This window comes from Rhizobium sp. NRK18 (assembly GCF_024385575.1).
Taxonomy (GTDB): Bacteria; Pseudomonadota; Alphaproteobacteria; order Rhizobiales; family Rhizobiaceae; genus JANFMV01.
Genome location: NZ_JANFMV010000001.1, coordinates 470,769 through 486,564 on the forward strand (window position 1 = coordinate 470,769; position 15,796 = coordinate 486,564).

Sequence of the window (15,796 nt, forward strand, 5' to 3'; positions counted from 1 at the left end):
GCTTGAGGGAACCGGCATGCCTACATGGCGTTGATCAACCGAGGTGACTCGGTGAAACAGGAGACGGACCATGATCCTCGAGGCGGCCAGGCTGGGCCTTGTCAATCTGCTCGCATCCGAGACGCGCGGCGTCTTCTGGAAGGTGCTGGGGCTGACGGTGCTTGTGCTCGCGGCCCTGTGGCTTGCGGTGCGCGAGAGCTTCATGGCCTATGCGCTGCCCTGGATCGAAAGCTTCCTGCCGGGAATTCCCGACTGGGCCGGCTGGCTGGCCTTCGTGTTCGGCATTCTGGCGAGCGTCGGTCTCGCCCTGTCGCTTGCCCTGCTGATTTCGCCGGTCACAGCGCTGATCGCCGGCCTGTTTCTCGACGATGTCGCGGAGGTGGTCGAACAGCGCGATTATCCCACCGACACGCCGGGCACGGCAATGCCACTCGGCGATGCGATCCTCAGTTCGATCAAGTTCCTCGGCATCGTCATTCTCGGAAACCTGTTCGCGCTGATGATGCTGTTCATTCCGGGCGTCAACCTGATCGCCTTCTTCCTCGTCAATGGTTATCTGCTGGGGCGGGAGTATTTCGAATTCGCGGCGACGCGTTTCCGGACCCATGCGGAGGCCCGGCAGTTTCGGGCAAAGCACGGGTCGACCGTCTTCCTTGGCGGCCTGCTGATTGCCGCCTTCCTGGCCGTGCCGATCGTCAACCTGCTGACGCCGCTGTTTGCCGCCGGCATGATGGTACACCTGCACAAGATGCTGAGCCGCAAGGACCCGACGTTCCCGGCGATCACTCGATAATCTGGCTGGGCAGCTCGACAAGCGGCGCGGGAATATCGCAGGTCTTTTCCGGCGACTTGCAGATGTCAGCAATGACGCAGCGCTCGCATTCGGGCTTGCGGGCCTTGCAACAGTAACGGCCATGCAGGATCAGCCAGTGGTGGGCGTGGAAGAGGTATTCCTTCGGAATGATCTTTTCCAGGACGTCCTCCACCTGGTCGGGCGTCTTGCCCGGTGCCAGCTTGATCCGGTTGGCGATCCTCAGGATATGCGTGTCGACGGCGATGGTCGGAATGCCGAATGCCATGGACATGACCACATTGGCGGTTTTTCGGCCGACGCCCGGCAATGTGACCAGCTCTTCGCGTGTCTTCGGCACTTCGCCGCCGAAGTCGTCGATCAGCTTTCGTGACAGGGCAATGACGTTCTTCGCCTTGTTGCGGAAAAGGCCGATTGTCTTGATGTAGCCGATCAGTCGCTCCTCGCCGAGGTCGAGCATCTTCTGCGGCGTGTCGGCGACCTTGAACAGTTCCTTCGTCGCCTTGTTGACGCCGACGTCGGTTGCTTGCGCCGAGAGCGCGACGGCGACGACGAGGGTGAAAGGATTGACGTGGGCAAGTTCGCCCTTCGGCTCCGGCCGCTGGATGGAAAACCGGCGGAAAATCTCCTCGAGTTCGGCGCGGGAATAGGCCGTCAGCCGGCGTCGCGGCTTTGTTACCTTGCGTGCCGTTGACTTTTGGGTCGCTTGGGTGCTGGATTTGGGAGACGATTTTGCCATGAATCCTCTATAGTCAGCCCCGACGATGGAAAGCAACGCGGAAAATGTGAACGAACAGCCGGTCTTCGCGGCCGTGCTCATGCCTTATCGCTCGCTTGGCGGCAAAGGGTTCAGGGTGCTCCTGACCCTGACATTCGCCATGCTGGCGCTGCAGGCGGCTCTCTTCATGACGACCGGTGCCTGGCCGGTGGTGATGTTCTGCGGGCTCGATTTTCTGCTGCTCTACGGCGCCTTCTGGCTGAGCTACCGTTCCGGCCGGGCGCGCGAGGAAGTCAGCGTATCGCACACCGACCTGTCGATCCGCAAGTTCTCGCCGTCGGGACGGATTCGGGCCCAGTATCGCTTCAATCCGTTCTGGGCGAAGTTCCGTGTCCATCGGCACGAGGAGTTCGGCATCCTCTCCATGCATGTCAGCGGCGAGGGACGGGCGACCGATATCGGTTCGTGCCTCAATCCGGAAGACCGGGAAAGTTTCGCCAAGGCTTTCAAGGGAGCGCTGGCGACCGTGAAGCGCCGGCTTTGACAGCATTCCCTCACCGCAGGAAACGGGTGGTTTGCGGCCCGTTGTCGTGGTCTGATCGGGAACGATCAGGAGATTTGCCATGAGCATGAAGATTGCGACCGCGCACGACATCACCCCCGACGGAACAGATTACGAGACCGTCTGCCGCGTCATCGAGATGCTGACCGAGGAGTACCAGGAGCAGCCGTCGCTGGAAGCGATCGCGGCCCGCCTAAGGCAGTCGCCGACCCAATTGCAGAAGACGTTCACGCGCTGGGCGGGGCTGTCGCCGAAAGCCTTTCTGCAGGCGGTCACCCTCGACCATGCCAAGCGGCTGCTCGGCGATGAGGGCATGCCGCTTCTCGAAACCTCGATCGAGCTCGGCCTGTCCGGACCGGGGCGGCTGCACGACCTTTTCGTCACGCATGAGGCGATGTCGCCCGGCGAATGGAAGGCGAAGGGCGACGGCCTGGTGATGCGCTACGGTTTTCACCCGTCGCCGTTCGGCCTGGCGCTGATATTTGTAACCAGTCGCGGGCTGGCCGGTCTGGCATTTGCCGATGCCGGTCAGGAAAGGGCTTCCTTCGATGACATGGCGCGCCGTTGGCCGAATGCCCGGTTTGTCGAGGATTCTAGCGCGACGGCGCCCTATGCGGCGCGTGTCTTCAATCCATCGGCCTGGACGGGCGAGCAGCCGCTGCGCGTGGTGCTGATCGGAACGGATTTTCAGATCCGCGTCTGGGAGAGCCTGTTGAAGATTCCTTTCGGCAGGGCCGTCACCTACAAGGATGTCGCCGGCGACATCGGCCAGCCCAAGGCATCACGGGCCGTCGGAGCCGCAATCGGCCGCAATCCGATCTCCTTCGTCGTTCCCTGCCACCGGGCGCTCGGAAAGGGCGGGACATTGACCGGCTATCATTGGGGGCTGACCCGCAAGCGGGCGATCCTCGGCTGGGAGGCGGCCCAGTCCGAAGCCGTCTGACGGTCAGGCTGCTTCGTCTTTTTCCGCCAGCGCCAGAAGGCCGCGTGCTGCTGCCTCGTCGGTCACCAGCGTATTGCAGCCGATCCGCTTGATGGTGGCGCGGATCGCCTGGGCACGTCTGGCGCCGCCCGAGGCGAGGACGACATGCCTTGCCTTGCGGATGCTGTCGAGACCGACGGCCATGACGCGGCGGTTCAGCGGGTGGTCGATCGAGTTGCCCTCGGCGTCGAGGAAGTTGAACATCGTGTCGCAGACGCAGCCGGCGGCGATCAGCTCCTCGCGGTCCTTCTCGGTGATGAAGCGCTCGGACTGCGAGGTCGAATGCGGGCCGATGTCACCGCAACTGACGATGGCGAGGTCGAGCTCCTCGGCGAGCCGGTAGATTTCGGCGAGCCCGCATTCCTCAATGAGGCTGCGGCGGGTTTCGGCCGAATCGACCAGCAAAGGCGAGAGGAACATGTAGCATTCGGCGCCGAGCTGGCTGGCGAGCTGCCACGTGTAGTCGATCGGATTGTTGAGGTGGACGGCAACGACACCACCGAGCAGCGAGACGACGCGGCAGTTTTCCCGGCGCGGCGGATGGAAGCTCGCCAGCGAGGCCGTCATCGTGCGGCCCCAGCCGGTGCCGATAGTGCAGTTGTCGGTGATCACTTCCGAGAGAAACTGGCCGAGCGCAAGGCCGACATTCTTGGCGATGGCATCGGCGCTCGCCTTGGCCGGAGACGGAACCACGAGGGCTTCGTCGAGGCCATAGAGGCGCTCCAATTTGATGGCGAGCTCGACGCAGTCGTCGACGCCTTCCTTGATCCAGATCTGCACCTCGCCGCGCTTGACCGCTTCGTCGAGCATTCGGATGACCGTGGTGCGGCTGATGGAGAGCTGGTCGGCGACTTCCTTCTGGGTCATGCCCTGGTTGTAGTAGAGCCACGCGGCGCGCAGCCGCAGGGATCCCGTTTCGGTATAGGCCTGATGGGTGCCGCGCCTCAGTTTGACCACGTTGCGGGTTCCTTTTTCATATGCCGCCGCGGGCGAGCCGCGAAGTTTCCGGGATAATCGTTCTTTTGCGACTTATGTCAACATGGATGGACAAATGTCGCTTGACTTTCTCATCCCCTCGCGGTGATAGTCCGGCCTATCGCAGGCAGCCGTCGCTTCTTCGCCCTTGTCTCGTCCGTTCGAGGCATTAGCTATTGGGTAGAGACGGCGCGAACAGGAAGAGAGAGATTATGGCATCCAAGCTAGAACAACTGCGCGCAATGACGACGGTGGTAGCGGATACCGGCGACTTTGAAGCCGTGGCCCGCCTGCAGCCTGTCGATTGCACAACCAATCCGACCCTGGTCCTGAAGGCGCTTTCGACGCCGGCCTTCGCCGAGACGCTGGCCGAGGCCGTCAGCTGGGGCAAGAAGCAGGGCGGTCAGGACGAAGCCGTGGTTGCGGCCGTCGCCGATCGCCTCGCCATCTCCGTCGGCGCGAAGCTCGTCGAACTGGTTCCCGGCCGCGTCTCGACGGAAGTCGACGCCGATCTTTCCTTCGACACCGAAGGTTCGATCGCCAAGGCACGCCAGATCATCGCGGCTTACAAGGAACGCGGCATCGAGAAGGACCGCATCCTGATCAAGCTCGCATCCACCTGGGAGGGTATACGCGCGGCGGAAATCCTGCAGAAGGAAGGCATCGATTGCAATCTGACGTTGCTTTTCTCCAAGGCCCAAGCGATTGCCTGCGCCGAAGCGAAGGTGTTCCTGATTTCGCCTTTCGTCGGCCGTATCCTTGACTGGTACAAGAAGTCGACGGGCAAGGAATACACCTCAGAGACCGATCCGGGCGTTGTTTCCGTCAAGGCGATCTACAATTACTACAAGGCGAACGGCATCGATACCATCGTCATGGGCGCTTCGTTCCGCAACACCGGCGAGATCGAGGCACTGGCAGGTTGCGACCGCCTGACGATCAGCCCGCAGCTGATGGACGAACTGGCGGCCGACAACGGCAAGCTGGAGAAGGTCCTGTCGGCTTCCGACGCCAAGGACGATCCGCTCGTTTCGCTGGACGAGAAGGCATTCCGCTGGATGATGAACGAAGATGCGATGGCGACCGAAAAGCTTGCCGAGGGCATTCGTTCCTTCGCCAAGGATCTCGGTTCGCTGCGTGACATCGTCCGCAAGGAACTGCAGGCCGCTGCCGCCTGACAGGCAGTCCGATCGACGAATTCTGAAGAGGCCGGGCGTTCTGCGCACCGGCCTTTTTGCTGCCGGCACGACGCTGGCGTCCGCCGCAATTGGCCGGGAAAAGTCTTTATCGACGGATTGCGCCGGTTAATCTTGCGGCAACCAATCCCTTCAACGCCTCCTTAAGCATTCGGAAACACCAAACGGCTACGGTGGATTATCCATTTTTGCGCGTTGGAGTGGAGTTTGATGACGGAGCAGCTGGCGTGAAAGCCATCCTGCGCATTTTCCGGATTCCCCGGAAGGTTCTCTTCATCATCGGAGGCCTAGGGCTTCTCGGTGGTGTCGCGAGCGCGGCTGCCTATGTCTATCTCCACCAGGAACTCATCTTCGGCCCGTCGGAAGAGACGCTGAACGGGCTTGCCTGCACCCCCGTCAAGACCTTCAACATCAAGCAGGACGACCGCTACTGGATCCGCGCCTTCATCAAGACGGCGCCGACCGACGGGCCGATGCGCGTCAAGACGGCGCTGAGGGTTGCCAAGGCCATCAATGAGGAGAAACAGCCCGACCTCGTGCAGGTGGTCGTACTCGACGAGCATGGTCCCGAACAGCGGGCCGACATGCGCGGCCGTGCCGTCGGCGCGGACGTCGTGTTCATCGCACATCCCGAAAAGATCCCCGATTACAACGCGCAAGGGGGCTTCACGGCGAAGTATATCGATGGATCGGCGAATGCAGACGGCGATTTCTATGGCAACAAGGTGGTGGTGCCGAAGGATGAAATCGACAAGATAACCGCCCTCTTCGACAAGGTCGAAGGCTGTGTCGATCCGGAAGAGGCGAACAAGAAGTCCGGAAGCGGTGGACATGGTGCCGCGCCTGCCGCCGATCATGGCGGTGGCAAGACGGAAGGCGGTCACGGCGAAAGCGCGCCGGAAGGCGAGGGCCACGGTTCCGACCAGAAGAACGGTGGCGGCCATGGCGGCGGCGATTCCGAAACGCCTGTCGCGTCAGCCGAAGAGCCATCCTTCTTCTCGAAGATGCTGAGCATGGTCGGCTTCGGTTCCGATGGCCAGGCCGATGGTGGTCACGGCGAGGCCAAGGACGCTGTCGCCAGCAATGGCGTCGAAGGCGGGGGTCACGGAAATACCGCTGCAGGGGATCGCACGACAGCGGCGGACGCCGGAGCAGGCCACGATGCGGCGCCAGCCGATCATGGCGAGGCCGCTGCCAGCGACAGCGCGGCCGGCGAAGGCCATGGTGAGTCGAATTCAGGCGGGCATGGGTCCGCCGATGCGCCGGTCGTCGCGCATGGTGAGACCGACGGCCATGGAAATGCACCCATCGAGAACGCCGATGCTGGCCATGGTAGCGGCGATGCGGCAGCGGGACATGAGACTGTGGCGGTTGGCAACGGCGACCATGGTGAACCCGCAGCGCACGCAGTCGTCGCAGAGGAAGCGCCGGCGGATGCGGTACATGTCCCCGTCATCCAGGAGGCCGGACATGCTTCGGCCGTCGTGGAAGAGGTCGGACACGATCCGCAACCGGTGACGACACATGCCGAGGCTGTCGCCGAGGGCAGCAGTCACGCAGCTGCACCGGCAATCGATGCCGAGGCGGTGACCGGTGCGGCCGGTATCGGCGAAGATCCGCATGGTTCGGCCGAAAGGCCGATCGTGAAACAGACCCCGGAGGAAGAAGGAGGAGCTCACGACCAGGCCGGCCATTGATCCCCACGCCATTTCAACGCGCAGGCGAACGGATCGACAGGGCGGCTTCAGAAACGAAGAACGGGACGGAGGGATACCGTCCCGTTCTTTTCAGTGAATTGAAACTCGCCTGGCTCAGTCGGCCTTCTGGCGACGGGCGGGGAAGAGGATGACGTCGCGGATCGACGGGGCATCGGTCAGGAGCATGATCAGACGATCGATGCCGATGCCGAGGCCGCCGGCAGGCGGCATGCCCTGATCGATGGCGTCGAGGAATTCGTCGTCGAGCTGCTTTTCCTTCTCGCCGCGGGCATGGGCCTGCTCGAGCTGTTCGACCATGCGCCGACGCTGCTCTTCCGGGTCGTTGAGCTCGGAGAAGGCGTTGCCGAGTTCCCATGCGTTGCAATAGGTCTCGAAACGTTCGACGAGGCGCGGTTCGCCGGGAACTTCCTTCGCGAAGGGCGAGATGTCCTTCGGGAAGTGGGTGACGTGGGACGGCTGAATGAGCGTGCCTTCGACCTTCTCCTCGAAGATGAAGGCGAGGCATTCGCCCCAGGTCCAGTCCTTCTCGACGTCGAAGCCGGCGGCCTTGGCGGCGGCGCGGGCTTCTTCGTCCGTCTTCATCGCCAGGAAGTCGATGCCGGTGACGTCCTTGACGGCGTCGGGCATGGGCACGCGGCGGAACGGTCCCTTGAAGGAGAGGTCCTTGTCGCCGTAGCGGAACTCGGTCGAACCATGAATGCTCATCGCCAGATGGGCGAACATGCGCTCGACGAGGCCCATGATGTCCTCGTAGTCGGCGTAGGCCCAATAGCATTCCATCATGGTGAATTCGGGATTGTGCCGGGTCGACACGCCTTCGTTGCGGAAGTTGCGGTTGACCTCGAACACCTTGTCCGTCAGCCCCGAAACCAGCGTGCGCTTCAGGAAGAGTTCCGGCGCGATGCGCAGGTACATGTCGAGCTTCAGCGTGTTGTGGTGGGTCTTGAAGGGCTCGGCCGTGGCGCCGCCATAGACGGAGTGCAGCATCGGCGTTTCGACTTCGAGGAAGCCTTCTTCCTCCATGAAGCGGCGGACGCCGGAGACGATCTTCGAGCGCTGGCGGAAGCGCAGCTTGGAATCGTCATTGGTCATGATGTCGAGGTGGCGCTTTCGGTAGCGCGTCTCGATGTCGGACACCCCGTGCCACTTTTCCGGCATCGGCAGCAGCGCCTTGGTGAGCATGGTGATCTCGTGCGCGTTGACCGTCAACTCGCCGCGCTTGGTGCGACGGACTTCGCCCTTGACGCCGATGATGTCGCCGAGGTCGATCATCGGCAGCAGCGCGCGGGCTTCTTCCGGGGTGATGTCCTTGTGCGAGAAGATCTGCAGCTTGCCCGAGGCGTCGCGGATGTCCATGAACATGCCGGAGTTGCGTGACGAGTAGACGCGACCGGCAACGGTCACGATGTCGCCGGTCTCGGTGTCCGGCTCGATGCCGGCATATTTTTCGGCCAGTTCCTCATTCGTCATCGTGCGATGGAAATGGGCCGGATAGACGTCGCCGATCTGTTCGCGAAGCAGTTTCAGCTTCTGGGCGCGGACTTCCGTCACGTCGGAGGAGAGGGCGGTTTCCTTGGTCTGATCGGTCATGGTTCTTATCCGTTGTTCTTCTTGTCCGCTTCGACGCCTGCCTTTACGGCGACGGCGGCCTGTTTGAGGCGCTGGCGTACCACCGAGCGGCCGAGGATCGCCATGGAATCAAACAGCGGCAGCGAGCGCGACGAGCCCGAGACGGCGATAAAGAGCGGTGCGAGCACGTCGCGCAGCTTCTTCTCCATTCGTTCGGCGATGGCGCGAAGCTCGGCCTCGATCGCTTCCTGGTTCCATTCGAAGATCTTGTCGAGATCGGCCTGCGCGGTTTCCAGGATCACCTGAACGTCGGCGAGCGGGACCTTCTTGATGTTGGCGAAGTCGGCGGAGGTCAGCCCCAGATCGCCCTTCAGCAGGAAGCCGGTAAGGCCGGGCAGATCGGAGAGCTTCTCGATGCGCGACTGGGCGAGCTTCATGCCCTCCATGAAGCGATCGTTCTCCTGCGCCCAGTTCAGCACGCGGCCGACGAATTCCTCGGTCGAGATGCCTTCGCGCAGCCAGCGGCCGTTCAGCCAGTCGAGCTTCTGGATGTCGAAAATGGCACCGGCCTTGTTCAAACTTTCCGGATCGAACTTTTCCGCCAGCTGGTCCATCGTCATCAACTCGTCGCCTTCGGCGATCTGGATGAAGAACAGGCCGAGGAAGTTCATCAGCGCTTCCGGCATGTAGCCAAGCGCGGAGTAATAGGAGATCGACGTTGGATTGCGGCGCTTCGACAGCTTCGACTTGTCGGCATTGCGCATCAGCGACAGATGCATGAAGACCGGCGGTTCGAGGCCGAGGTAGCGATAGAGCAGGATGTGCTTCGGCACCGAGGCCAGCCACTCTTCCCCGCGCGCCACATGGGTGATCTTCATCAGATGGTCGTCGACGACGTTTGCCATGTGATAGGTCGGCATGCCGTCGGCCTTCAGCAGCACCTGCATGTCGACCGAGTCCCACGGAATGGAGACGTCGCCATAGACGCCGTCGTGGAATTCGCAAGCGCCTTCGGTCGGGATTTTCATGCGCACGACGGACGGCTCTCCGGCGGCCATGCGGCTGGTGACTTCTTCGGCGGTCAGGTTGAGGCAGCGGCCGTCATATTTCGGCTGCTGGCCGGCGGCGCGCTGTGCGGCACGCATTTCTTCCAGGCGCTCGGGCGTGCAGAAGCAGCGGAAGCCGTGGCCGGCAGAAACGATCTTCTCCACATATTCGCCGTAGATGTGCTTGCGGTCGGACTGTCGGTAGGGACCATAGGGTCCGCCGACATCGGGACCTTCCTTCCATTCCAGCCCGCACCATTTCAGCGCGTCCAGCACCTTCTGCTCGAACTCCGGCGTCGAGCGCGTGGCGTCCGTGTCCTCGATGCGGAGGATGAAGTCGCCGCCGTGCTTCTTGGCGAAGAGATAGTTGAAGAGGGCGATGTAGGCGGTGCCGACATGGGGTTCGCCGGTGGGCGAGGGAGCAATGCGGACGCGGACGTTGGACGTGGTCATCTTTTCAAGGTGCCTGTGCTGACATGCAAAATCGGCCCCGCTGACATGAGGCCGACTGCTGTCGGCCGCAGCGCGGCGCCGTTTTCCGGTGATCATTGCCGGCGTGCCGCAATCGCCGCACGTCGGGCGCATGTATGTTCGGCAGGCCTTAGGCCATATTCAGTCAGGCACGTCAAGGGTAACGCGAGGGTCGCCGCTGCGGCGGGCGCGTCGCGGCCAGTGTCAGGCTCCGGCGAGCTCGATCTCCGGCACGTTCCGGTGATGGCGAAAGTCGATGGCGGTGGAGGGATCCTGAAGGAAGCGGGGACCGACGCGGCGTACATCCCGTTCGGCTTCCGACAAGGACGCGGGCTGGCCTTCAAACGGGCTCGGGGAGAGGCTGAGGACCTTGACGGCGGGAGCAAGTTTTCGTGCTGGTACCGAAGGGATGCCGACGGCGACGGACGTGGCGGCCTGCAGGTCAGGCTTGGCGGGGTTGTCCGCACCGATCGCCCATGCGCTCAAGGTGACGGTCAGTATGCCAATTGCGATCAGACCGGTCTGGGTAGCGGTCTCGAGTTCGGGCACGTGCATCTTCCTCTCCATCAATGGGTTGGAAGGCTGCGGAGTAGGGGCGGCTCCGCAGCCTTCCAGAGTCGTCAATACACGCCGACGACTACGTAGGTGTTGGGATCGACAATGACGCGCTGGTCATTCACGAACGCATAGGAATAGGTCGGATCTTCCGGCACCGGCGTCAGCACGACGGTCTGCGGGATCGGCTTGCCGACGACGACAGGCTGCTGGACGATCACCGGCTGGGGCGGAGCCGGCTGCGTTTCGACATAGGTAACGACCCTCTGCGGCGGCGGATCGATGGCTGCGCCGGCAATGGCGCCGACAACGCCACCGACCGCTGCGCCGACAGGACCGCCAACGACGGCGCCGGTGACGGCTCCTCCGGCAGCGCCGGTGACCGCGGAATCTGCGGCGTACGTCGTGGTGGCCGTGGCAGTGGCAAGAAGAGCGGCAATAACGATTGTTTTCTTATTCATGGCTCGTTCCTTTCTCGTGAATGCCATGTCCAAGAAAGTCCGCGGCGGGATATTTGTTCCTCAAAAATATCCGGCTGTACTGTCGCAAGACACGAAAACGCCCGCCGAGGAGGCGGGCGTTTGTCTGGATCCGAAGGCGTAAGGAAAGGCTATTTCTGCCGCTGGCGAGCGCGTCGCGCGAACATGTTCAGCACTTCGACGAGGGCTGAGAACGCCATGGCTGCGTAGATGTAAGCCTTGGGTACATGGACACCGAATCCCTCGGCGATCAGGGTCATGCCGATCATCAGCAGGAAGGCGAGCGCCAGCATGACGATGGTCGGGTTGCGCTCGATGAAATTCGCAAGCGGCGTTGCAGCGGTCATCATGACGGCAACGGCAATGATGACCGCGGCGATCATGATCGGCAGATGCGGGGTCATGCCGACGGCCGTGATGATGCTGTCGACGGAGAAGACGAGGTCGAGCAGCAGGATCTGGACGATTGCCGCCGACAGGCCGGAGGTGGCGGAGCTGGCGATGAAATCCGTCTCGTGATCGGCAGGATCGACCGTGTGGTGGATTTCCTTCGTGGCTTTCCAGACGAGGAACAGGCCGCCGGCGACGAGGATCATGTCCTTCCACGAAAATCCGTGACCGAAGGCTTCGAAGACCGGCGTCGTCAGCTTCACGATCCATGCCACGGTGCCGAGGAGGGCAAGCCGCATGACGAGCGCCAGGCCGATGCCGATACGCCGTGCGGGACGTCTTTGCGCCTCCGGCAGTTTGTTGGTGAGGATCGATATGAAGATCAGGTTGTCGATACCAAGAACGACTTCCATCACCACGAGGGTGATGAGGGCAATCCAGGCGGCAGGGTCCTGCAGAAGGGCGACGATACCGTCCATTGGTGCTGTTCCTGTTTGGAGACTTCGCGCCAGATAGGAAAAGGGCGGACCCGCTTCAAGGCCGCTCTCGTCGCTTCAGTGCATGCTATCGCCGACCTATCGCGTATTGGGTCCGTAAGCCGCCATGAAAACGCGCACAGCGCCATCCACGATCTTGTCGATCCGCTCCCGTGCGTCCTTTTCGCTGAATTCGCCGAAGATGCGCAGCTTGAACAGGCTGCCGGTCGTCAGGTCCATGAACTGCCAGGACGCCAGTTCGATATCGTCGATCGCCAGCTTGCCGTCGCGCACCTGATGCTCGAAGTAATCCATCAGCACGGTGCGGGCGTTCTGAGGGGCGCAGGCAAACAGACGCTGCGGCAGCTCCGGCATGGTGTCGACGACGCCGATGACGCTGCGCATTGCGCGGATGATGTCCGCGGAGGTGAAATGATAGGCAAACGTCCGGCCATAGGCCGCCAGGGCGTCCTCGACGTTGACCTCTTCGGCGAGAGCCAGACGCATGGATTCGGCAATCCGTGTGCGCTCGCGCTCGATCAGTGAGCCGAACAGGTCTTCCTTGTTCTTGAAATAGACGTAGATCGTGCCCTTGGAGACGCCCGCTTCACGCGTCACGTCGTTCATGCTTGCGGCGCTGAAACCGAGCTTCATGAAGACGCGCTTGGCGCCGTCGAGAATCTGTTCGCGCTTGACCGGATCTTCCCCGGCCGCCCGGCGATGATGGCCGGATTGCTGTTCGTCTTTTGCCAAAATATCCGTGTCTTCTTTATTGGCGTGCATCTTCTTCGGCACCCTTTAACCTTTTTCGAACCAATCAGTTCGATTTGGTCTTGATATGCGATTTTTTTATCTATATGTCAAATCGAACCGAACAGTTTAGTTCGATGCCGCCACATTCATTTTCAAGTTGGTTAGAGATATGTCCACCATGAAGGATGCCCGCTCCGCACGTGTCGTCAAATTGCAGGGCGACTCCGGGCAAGATGCAGACGTTGCCGAAATCGCTGAGGCCGCAGAGGCCCGCAAGATCGAACCGGCACCGGAAATGAGATCCGAAGAGGCTCAGAAGGTAGAGGCTCCCGCGGCTGCTCCCAAGAAGGGCGGGCTGAAGGGCAAGGTGCTGCCTGTCCTCCTCGGTGCGCTTCTGGCCGGTGGTGGCTGGTTCGGCTATGACTGGTGGACCTATGGCCGGTTCATGATCTCGACCGACGACGCCTATATTTCGGGCGATATCGCCGTCATCTCGCCGAAGGTCACCGGCTATGTGAAGGACGTCAACGTCAAGGCGAACCAGTTGGTGAAGGCCGGCGAACCGCTGATCACGCTCGATGATGGCGACTACGCCATTGCCGCCAAGCAGGCGGCCGCGCAGATCGCGACGCAGGAATTGTCGCTCAAGCGCTTCGATGCCCAGATCAAGGGTGCGGAAGCTTCGCTGGAGCAGGCCAAGGCGCAGAAGCTCTCCCTTGAGGCGGCTCTTGAAAACGCCCAGCAGAATGCGGACCGTGCGACGAAGCTGCAGGCACAGTCCTTCGCCTCGCAGGCAACCCTGGATCAGGCCTCCACGACGCTGGATCAGGCCAAGGCCAACATGGTCGGCGCCGATGCCAATATCGCAGCCGCGCAGGCCAATATCGTCGTCCTGAAGGCCCAGCGCGACGAGGCGGCAAGCTCGCTTGCGTCCCTGAACCTCGCCAAGGACAAGGCCGAGCGTGACCTGGGCTTTACGGTCCTCGTCGCGCCCTATGACGGCATCATCGGCAACATGGCGGTCCAGAAGGGCGATCTCGTATCGCCGGGCGCACGTCTTGCATCGCTCGTTCCGGTGAAGGACCTCTACATCGAGGCCAACTTCAAGGAAACGCAGATCGAAGGCCTACAGCCGGGTGAGAAGGTCAATATCACGGTCGATGCATTCGAAGATCGGCCGCTCGTCGGCACCGTAGCCTCTGTCGCTCCCGCGTCCGGCTCCGTCTTCTCGATGCTGCCTGCCGAAAACGCCACCGGCAACTTCACCAAGGTGGTCCAGCGCGTTCCGGTGCGCATTGCCATCCCGCAGGATGCGCTCGACGAGGGCTATCTGCGCGCAGGACTCAGTGTCGTCGTCGACGTCGATTCCCGCACGGCCCCCGCCAAGGACGCCGGCAAGTAAGGCCTGGTGACGAAAAATGGCAACCACAGCGAACCCGGCCGCGGCGATGTCCGCGCCCTCCGAAGTCATTGATCCGCGGCGGGCCATCGCGTTCGTCGCGATGGTCTTCGGCATGTTCATGTCGATCCTGGACATCCAGATCGTCTCGGCTTCGCTGGCGGAAATTCAGGCCGGCCTCGGCGCCGGCACCGACGAGATCGCCTGGGTCCAGACCTCCTACCTGATTGCCGAAGTGGTGATGATCCCGCTGTCGGGTACGCTTGCGCGCATTCTCTCGACCCGTGTCCTGTTCACGATATCGGCGGCAGGCTTCACCGCCGCCAGCATGCTCTGCGCGACGGCTACTAACATCGACCAGATGATCGTCTACCGCGCCATCCAGGGCTTCATCGGCGGCGGCATGATCCCGTCGGTGTTCGCAGCCGCCTTCACCATCTTCCCGCCCTCCAAGCGCAACATCGTCTCGCCGATCATCGGGCTCGTCGCAACGATGGCGCCGACCGTCGGGCCAACCATCGGCGGCTATCTCAGCCATGCCTTTTCCTGGCACTGGCTGTTCTTGGTCAACGTGATTCCCGGGTTGGGTGTTACCGCCGCCGCCTGGCTGCTGATCGATTTCGACAAGCCGAACCACAGCCTCATGAAGCGGTTCGACTGGGTGGGCCTGGCCGCAATGGCGGTCTTTCTCGGATCGCTTGAATACGTGCTCGAGGAGGGCAATACCAAGGGCTGGTTTCAGGACGAGCACATCGTCATGGGAACGGTCGCGCTCGCCGTCGGCGCTGCGGTGTTTTTCTACCGGGCGTTCAAGGTCGACTTCCCCGTCGTGGACCTGAAGGCGTTCAACAACATGAACTTTGCCGTCGGCTCGCTGTTCTCGTTCATCATGGGCGTCGGCATCTACGGCATGACCTATCTCTATCCGCTCTATCTCGGCCGTATCCGCGGATACGATTCGCTGATGATCGGCGAGACGATGTTCGTTTCCGGCCTGGCGATGTTCTTCGGTGCGCCGCTCTCCGGCATCCTGTCGAGCAAGCTCGATCCGCGCGTCATGATGATGATCGGCTTCGCCGGTTTCGGCGCCTCGACCTACTGGATCACCTACATCACGCCGGACTGGGATTTCTGGGAGCTCTTCATCCCGCAGATCCTGCGCGGTCTGTCGATGATGCTCTGCATGGTGCCGATCAACAACATCGCGCTCGGTACCCTGCCGCCGCAGCGCATTGCCAACGCGTCGGGCCTGTTCAACCTGACGCGAAACCTCGGCGGCGCGGTCGGCCTGGCGCTGATCAACACGACGCTGACCGAGCGCACCGACGTCCACTACGCCTATCTGTCCGAGCGCATCAATGCCGGCAACCAGGCGGCGCAGAACTGGCTGAGCAGCGTTGGTGCGAATTACAGCAGCTATGGCCTCGACGGCGCCAACATCGCGATCGAAAAGCTTGCCGGCGTGGTCAAGCAACAGGCATGGCTGCTGTCCTTCATGGATGTGTTTGTCGGCCTTTCCATGCTCTTCTTCGCGCTGATCTTCCTGGCGATGATCCTGCGCAAGCCCAAGGCTGCAGCCCCTGCAGGAGCCGGACACTGATCCGGCTCTGATACGGATTAATCGATATTTTTCAAAGCCTTGATCTTGCGGTCAATGAGGCTTTCAAAATTCTGATTTACGTACATCAAAAAAAGC

At 61.9% G+C, this 15,796-nt stretch carries 15 protein-coding genes; 7 read left to right on the plus strand and 8 right to left on the minus strand.

Annotated features, from left to right (window positions below):
* Positions 1-70: 70 nt before the first annotated feature.
* The gene (locus tag NN662_RS02125; protein WP_261928669.1) at positions 71-793 is read left to right on the plus strand and encodes a sulfate transporter family protein; all 723 of its coding nucleotides are present in this window, start codon (positions 71-73) and stop codon (positions 791-793) included.
* Here NN662_RS02125 and nth read toward each other — a convergent pair.
* Positions 783-1,550, minus strand: coding sequence for an endonuclease III (gene nth, locus NN662_RS02130; RefSeq protein WP_261928670.1), 768 nt, complete (start codon positions 1,548-1,550; stop codon positions 783-785). The genes NN662_RS02125 and nth overlap by 11 nt on opposite strands.
* 25 nt (positions 1,551-1,575) lie before the next feature.
* On the opposite strand from nth, the gene NN662_RS02135 reads away from it, so the two are divergent.
* Both NN662_RS02135 and NN662_RS02140 read left to right on the plus strand, forming a co-directional pair.
* Entirely contained in the window at positions 1,576-2,073 is a 498-nt protein-coding gene (locus tag NN662_RS02135) for a DUF2244 domain-containing protein (RefSeq protein ID WP_261928671.1), read from the plus strand.
* 79 nt (positions 2,074-2,152) lie between these two features.
* Positions 2,153-3,034 carry a bifunctional helix-turn-helix domain-containing protein/methylated-DNA--[protein]-cysteine S-methyltransferase gene (locus NN662_RS02140; protein WP_261928672.1) on the plus strand — a complete coding sequence of 294 codons (882 nt, stop codon included), beginning with the start codon at positions 2,153-2,155 and terminating at the stop codon, positions 3,032-3,034.
* 3 nt (positions 3,035-3,037) lie between these two features.
* On the opposite strand, the gene NN662_RS02145 is transcribed toward NN662_RS02140, so the two are convergent.
* Positions 3,038-4,030 (minus strand): sugar-binding transcriptional regulator, encoded by a 993-nt coding sequence (locus tag NN662_RS02145; RefSeq protein WP_261928673.1) that lies wholly within the window; start codon positions 4,028-4,030, stop codon positions 3,038-3,040.
* Positions 4,031-4,260: 230 nt separating this feature from the next.
* Between NN662_RS02145 and tal the strand changes: the two genes are divergently transcribed.
* Both tal and NN662_RS02155 read left to right on the plus strand, forming a co-directional pair.
* Positions 4,261-5,226 carry a transaldolase gene (gene tal / locus NN662_RS02150; RefSeq protein ID WP_261928674.1) on the plus strand — a complete coding sequence of 322 codons (966 nt, stop codon included), beginning with the start codon at positions 4,261-4,263 and terminating at the stop codon, positions 5,224-5,226.
* Between the two features lie 245 nt (positions 5,227-5,471).
* On the plus strand, positions 5,472-6,941 hold the full coding sequence (locus NN662_RS02155) for a hypothetical protein (protein ID WP_261928675.1): 1,470 nt from the start codon (positions 5,472-5,474) through the stop codon (positions 6,939-6,941).
* 114 nt (positions 6,942-7,055) lie between these two features.
* On the opposite strand, the gene lysS is transcribed toward NN662_RS02155, so the two are convergent.
* From lysS to NN662_RS02185, 6 genes are all read right to left on the minus strand, one after another.
* A complete protein-coding gene (gene lysS / locus NN662_RS02160; protein WP_261928676.1) occupies positions 7,056-8,552 on the minus strand; it encodes a lysine--tRNA ligase in 1,497 nt (498 codons plus the stop codon).
* 5 nt (positions 8,553-8,557) lie between these two features.
* The gene (gene gltX / locus NN662_RS02165; RefSeq protein WP_261928677.1) at positions 8,558-10,030 is read right to left on the minus strand and encodes a glutamate--tRNA ligase; all 1,473 of its coding nucleotides are present in this window, start codon (positions 10,028-10,030) and stop codon (positions 8,558-8,560) included.
* Positions 10,031-10,252: 222 nt separating this feature from the next.
* Complete coding sequence (locus tag NN662_RS02170; RefSeq protein ID WP_261928678.1) at positions 10,253-10,603, minus strand: hypothetical protein; 351 nt, start codon at positions 10,601-10,603, stop codon at positions 10,253-10,255.
* 65 nt (positions 10,604-10,668) lie between these two features.
* Positions 10,669-11,064, minus strand: coding sequence for a DUF1236 domain-containing protein (locus NN662_RS02175; protein WP_261928679.1), 396 nt, complete (start codon positions 11,062-11,064; stop codon positions 10,669-10,671).
* Positions 11,065-11,213: 149 nt separating this feature from the next.
* Positions 11,214-11,951: a TerC family protein gene (locus NN662_RS02180; RefSeq protein WP_261928680.1), complete on the minus strand. Its 738-nt coding sequence runs from the start codon at positions 11,949-11,951 to the stop codon at positions 11,214-11,216.
* A gap of 96 nt (positions 11,952-12,047) precedes the next feature.
* On the minus strand, positions 12,048-12,701 hold the full coding sequence (locus NN662_RS02185; protein WP_261928681.1) for a TetR/AcrR family transcriptional regulator: 654 nt from the start codon (positions 12,699-12,701) through the stop codon (positions 12,048-12,050).
* A gap of 169 nt (positions 12,702-12,870) precedes the next feature.
* On the opposite strand from NN662_RS02185, the gene NN662_RS02190 reads away from it, so the two are divergent.
* On the plus strand, positions 12,871-14,103 hold the full coding sequence (locus tag NN662_RS02190; RefSeq protein WP_261928682.1) for an HlyD family secretion protein: 1,233 nt from the start codon (positions 12,871-12,873) through the stop codon (positions 14,101-14,103).
* Positions 14,104-14,119: 16 nt separating this feature from the next.
* Positions 14,120-15,700 (plus strand): DHA2 family efflux MFS transporter permease subunit, encoded by a 1,581-nt coding sequence (locus NN662_RS02195; RefSeq protein WP_261928683.1) that lies wholly within the window; start codon positions 14,120-14,122, stop codon positions 15,698-15,700.
* The last annotated feature ends 96 nt before the right edge of the window (positions 15,701-15,796 follow it).

What these genes read in the sequence shown, in the direction of transcription:
- NN662_RS02125 (WP_261928669.1), top strand. Translation starts at nt 71, where the DNA reads ATGATCCTCGAGGCGGCCAGGCTGGGCCTTGTCAATCTGCTCGCATCC.
- nth (WP_261928670.1), bottom strand. Translation starts at nt 1,550, where the DNA reads ATGGCAAAATCGTCTCCCAAATCCAGCACCCAAGCGACCCAAAAGTCA.
- NN662_RS02135 (WP_261928671.1), top strand. Translation starts at nt 1,576, where the DNA reads ATGGAAAGCAACGCGGAAAATGTGAACGAACAGCCGGTCTTCGCGGCC.
- NN662_RS02140 (WP_261928672.1), top strand. Translation starts at nt 2,153, where the DNA reads ATGAGCATGAAGATTGCGACCGCGCACGACATCACCCCCGACGGAACA.
- tal (WP_261928674.1), top strand. Translation starts at nt 4,261, where the DNA reads ATGGCATCCAAGCTAGAACAACTGCGCGCAATGACGACGGTGGTAGCG.
- lysS (WP_261928676.1), bottom strand. Translation starts at nt 8,552, where the DNA reads ATGACCGATCAGACCAAGGAAACCGCCCTCTCCTCCGACGTGACGGAA.
- gltX (WP_261928677.1), bottom strand. Translation starts at nt 10,030, where the DNA reads ATGACCACGTCCAACGTCCGCGTCCGCATTGCTCCCTCGCCCACCGGC.
- NN662_RS02170 (WP_261928678.1), bottom strand. Translation starts at nt 10,603, where the DNA reads ATGCACGTGCCCGAACTCGAGACCGCTACCCAGACCGGTCTGATCGCA.
- NN662_RS02175 (WP_261928679.1), bottom strand. Translation starts at nt 11,064, where the DNA reads ATGAATAAGAAAACAATCGTTATTGCCGCTCTTCTTGCCACTGCCACG.
- NN662_RS02180 (WP_261928680.1), bottom strand. Translation starts at nt 11,951, where the DNA reads ATGGACGGTATCGTCGCCCTTCTGCAGGACCCTGCCGCCTGGATTGCC.
- NN662_RS02190 (WP_261928682.1), top strand. Translation starts at nt 12,871, where the DNA reads ATGTCCACCATGAAGGATGCCCGCTCCGCACGTGTCGTCAAATTGCAG.
- NN662_RS02195 (WP_261928683.1), top strand. Translation starts at nt 14,120, where the DNA reads ATGGCAACCACAGCGAACCCGGCCGCGGCGATGTCCGCGCCCTCCGAA.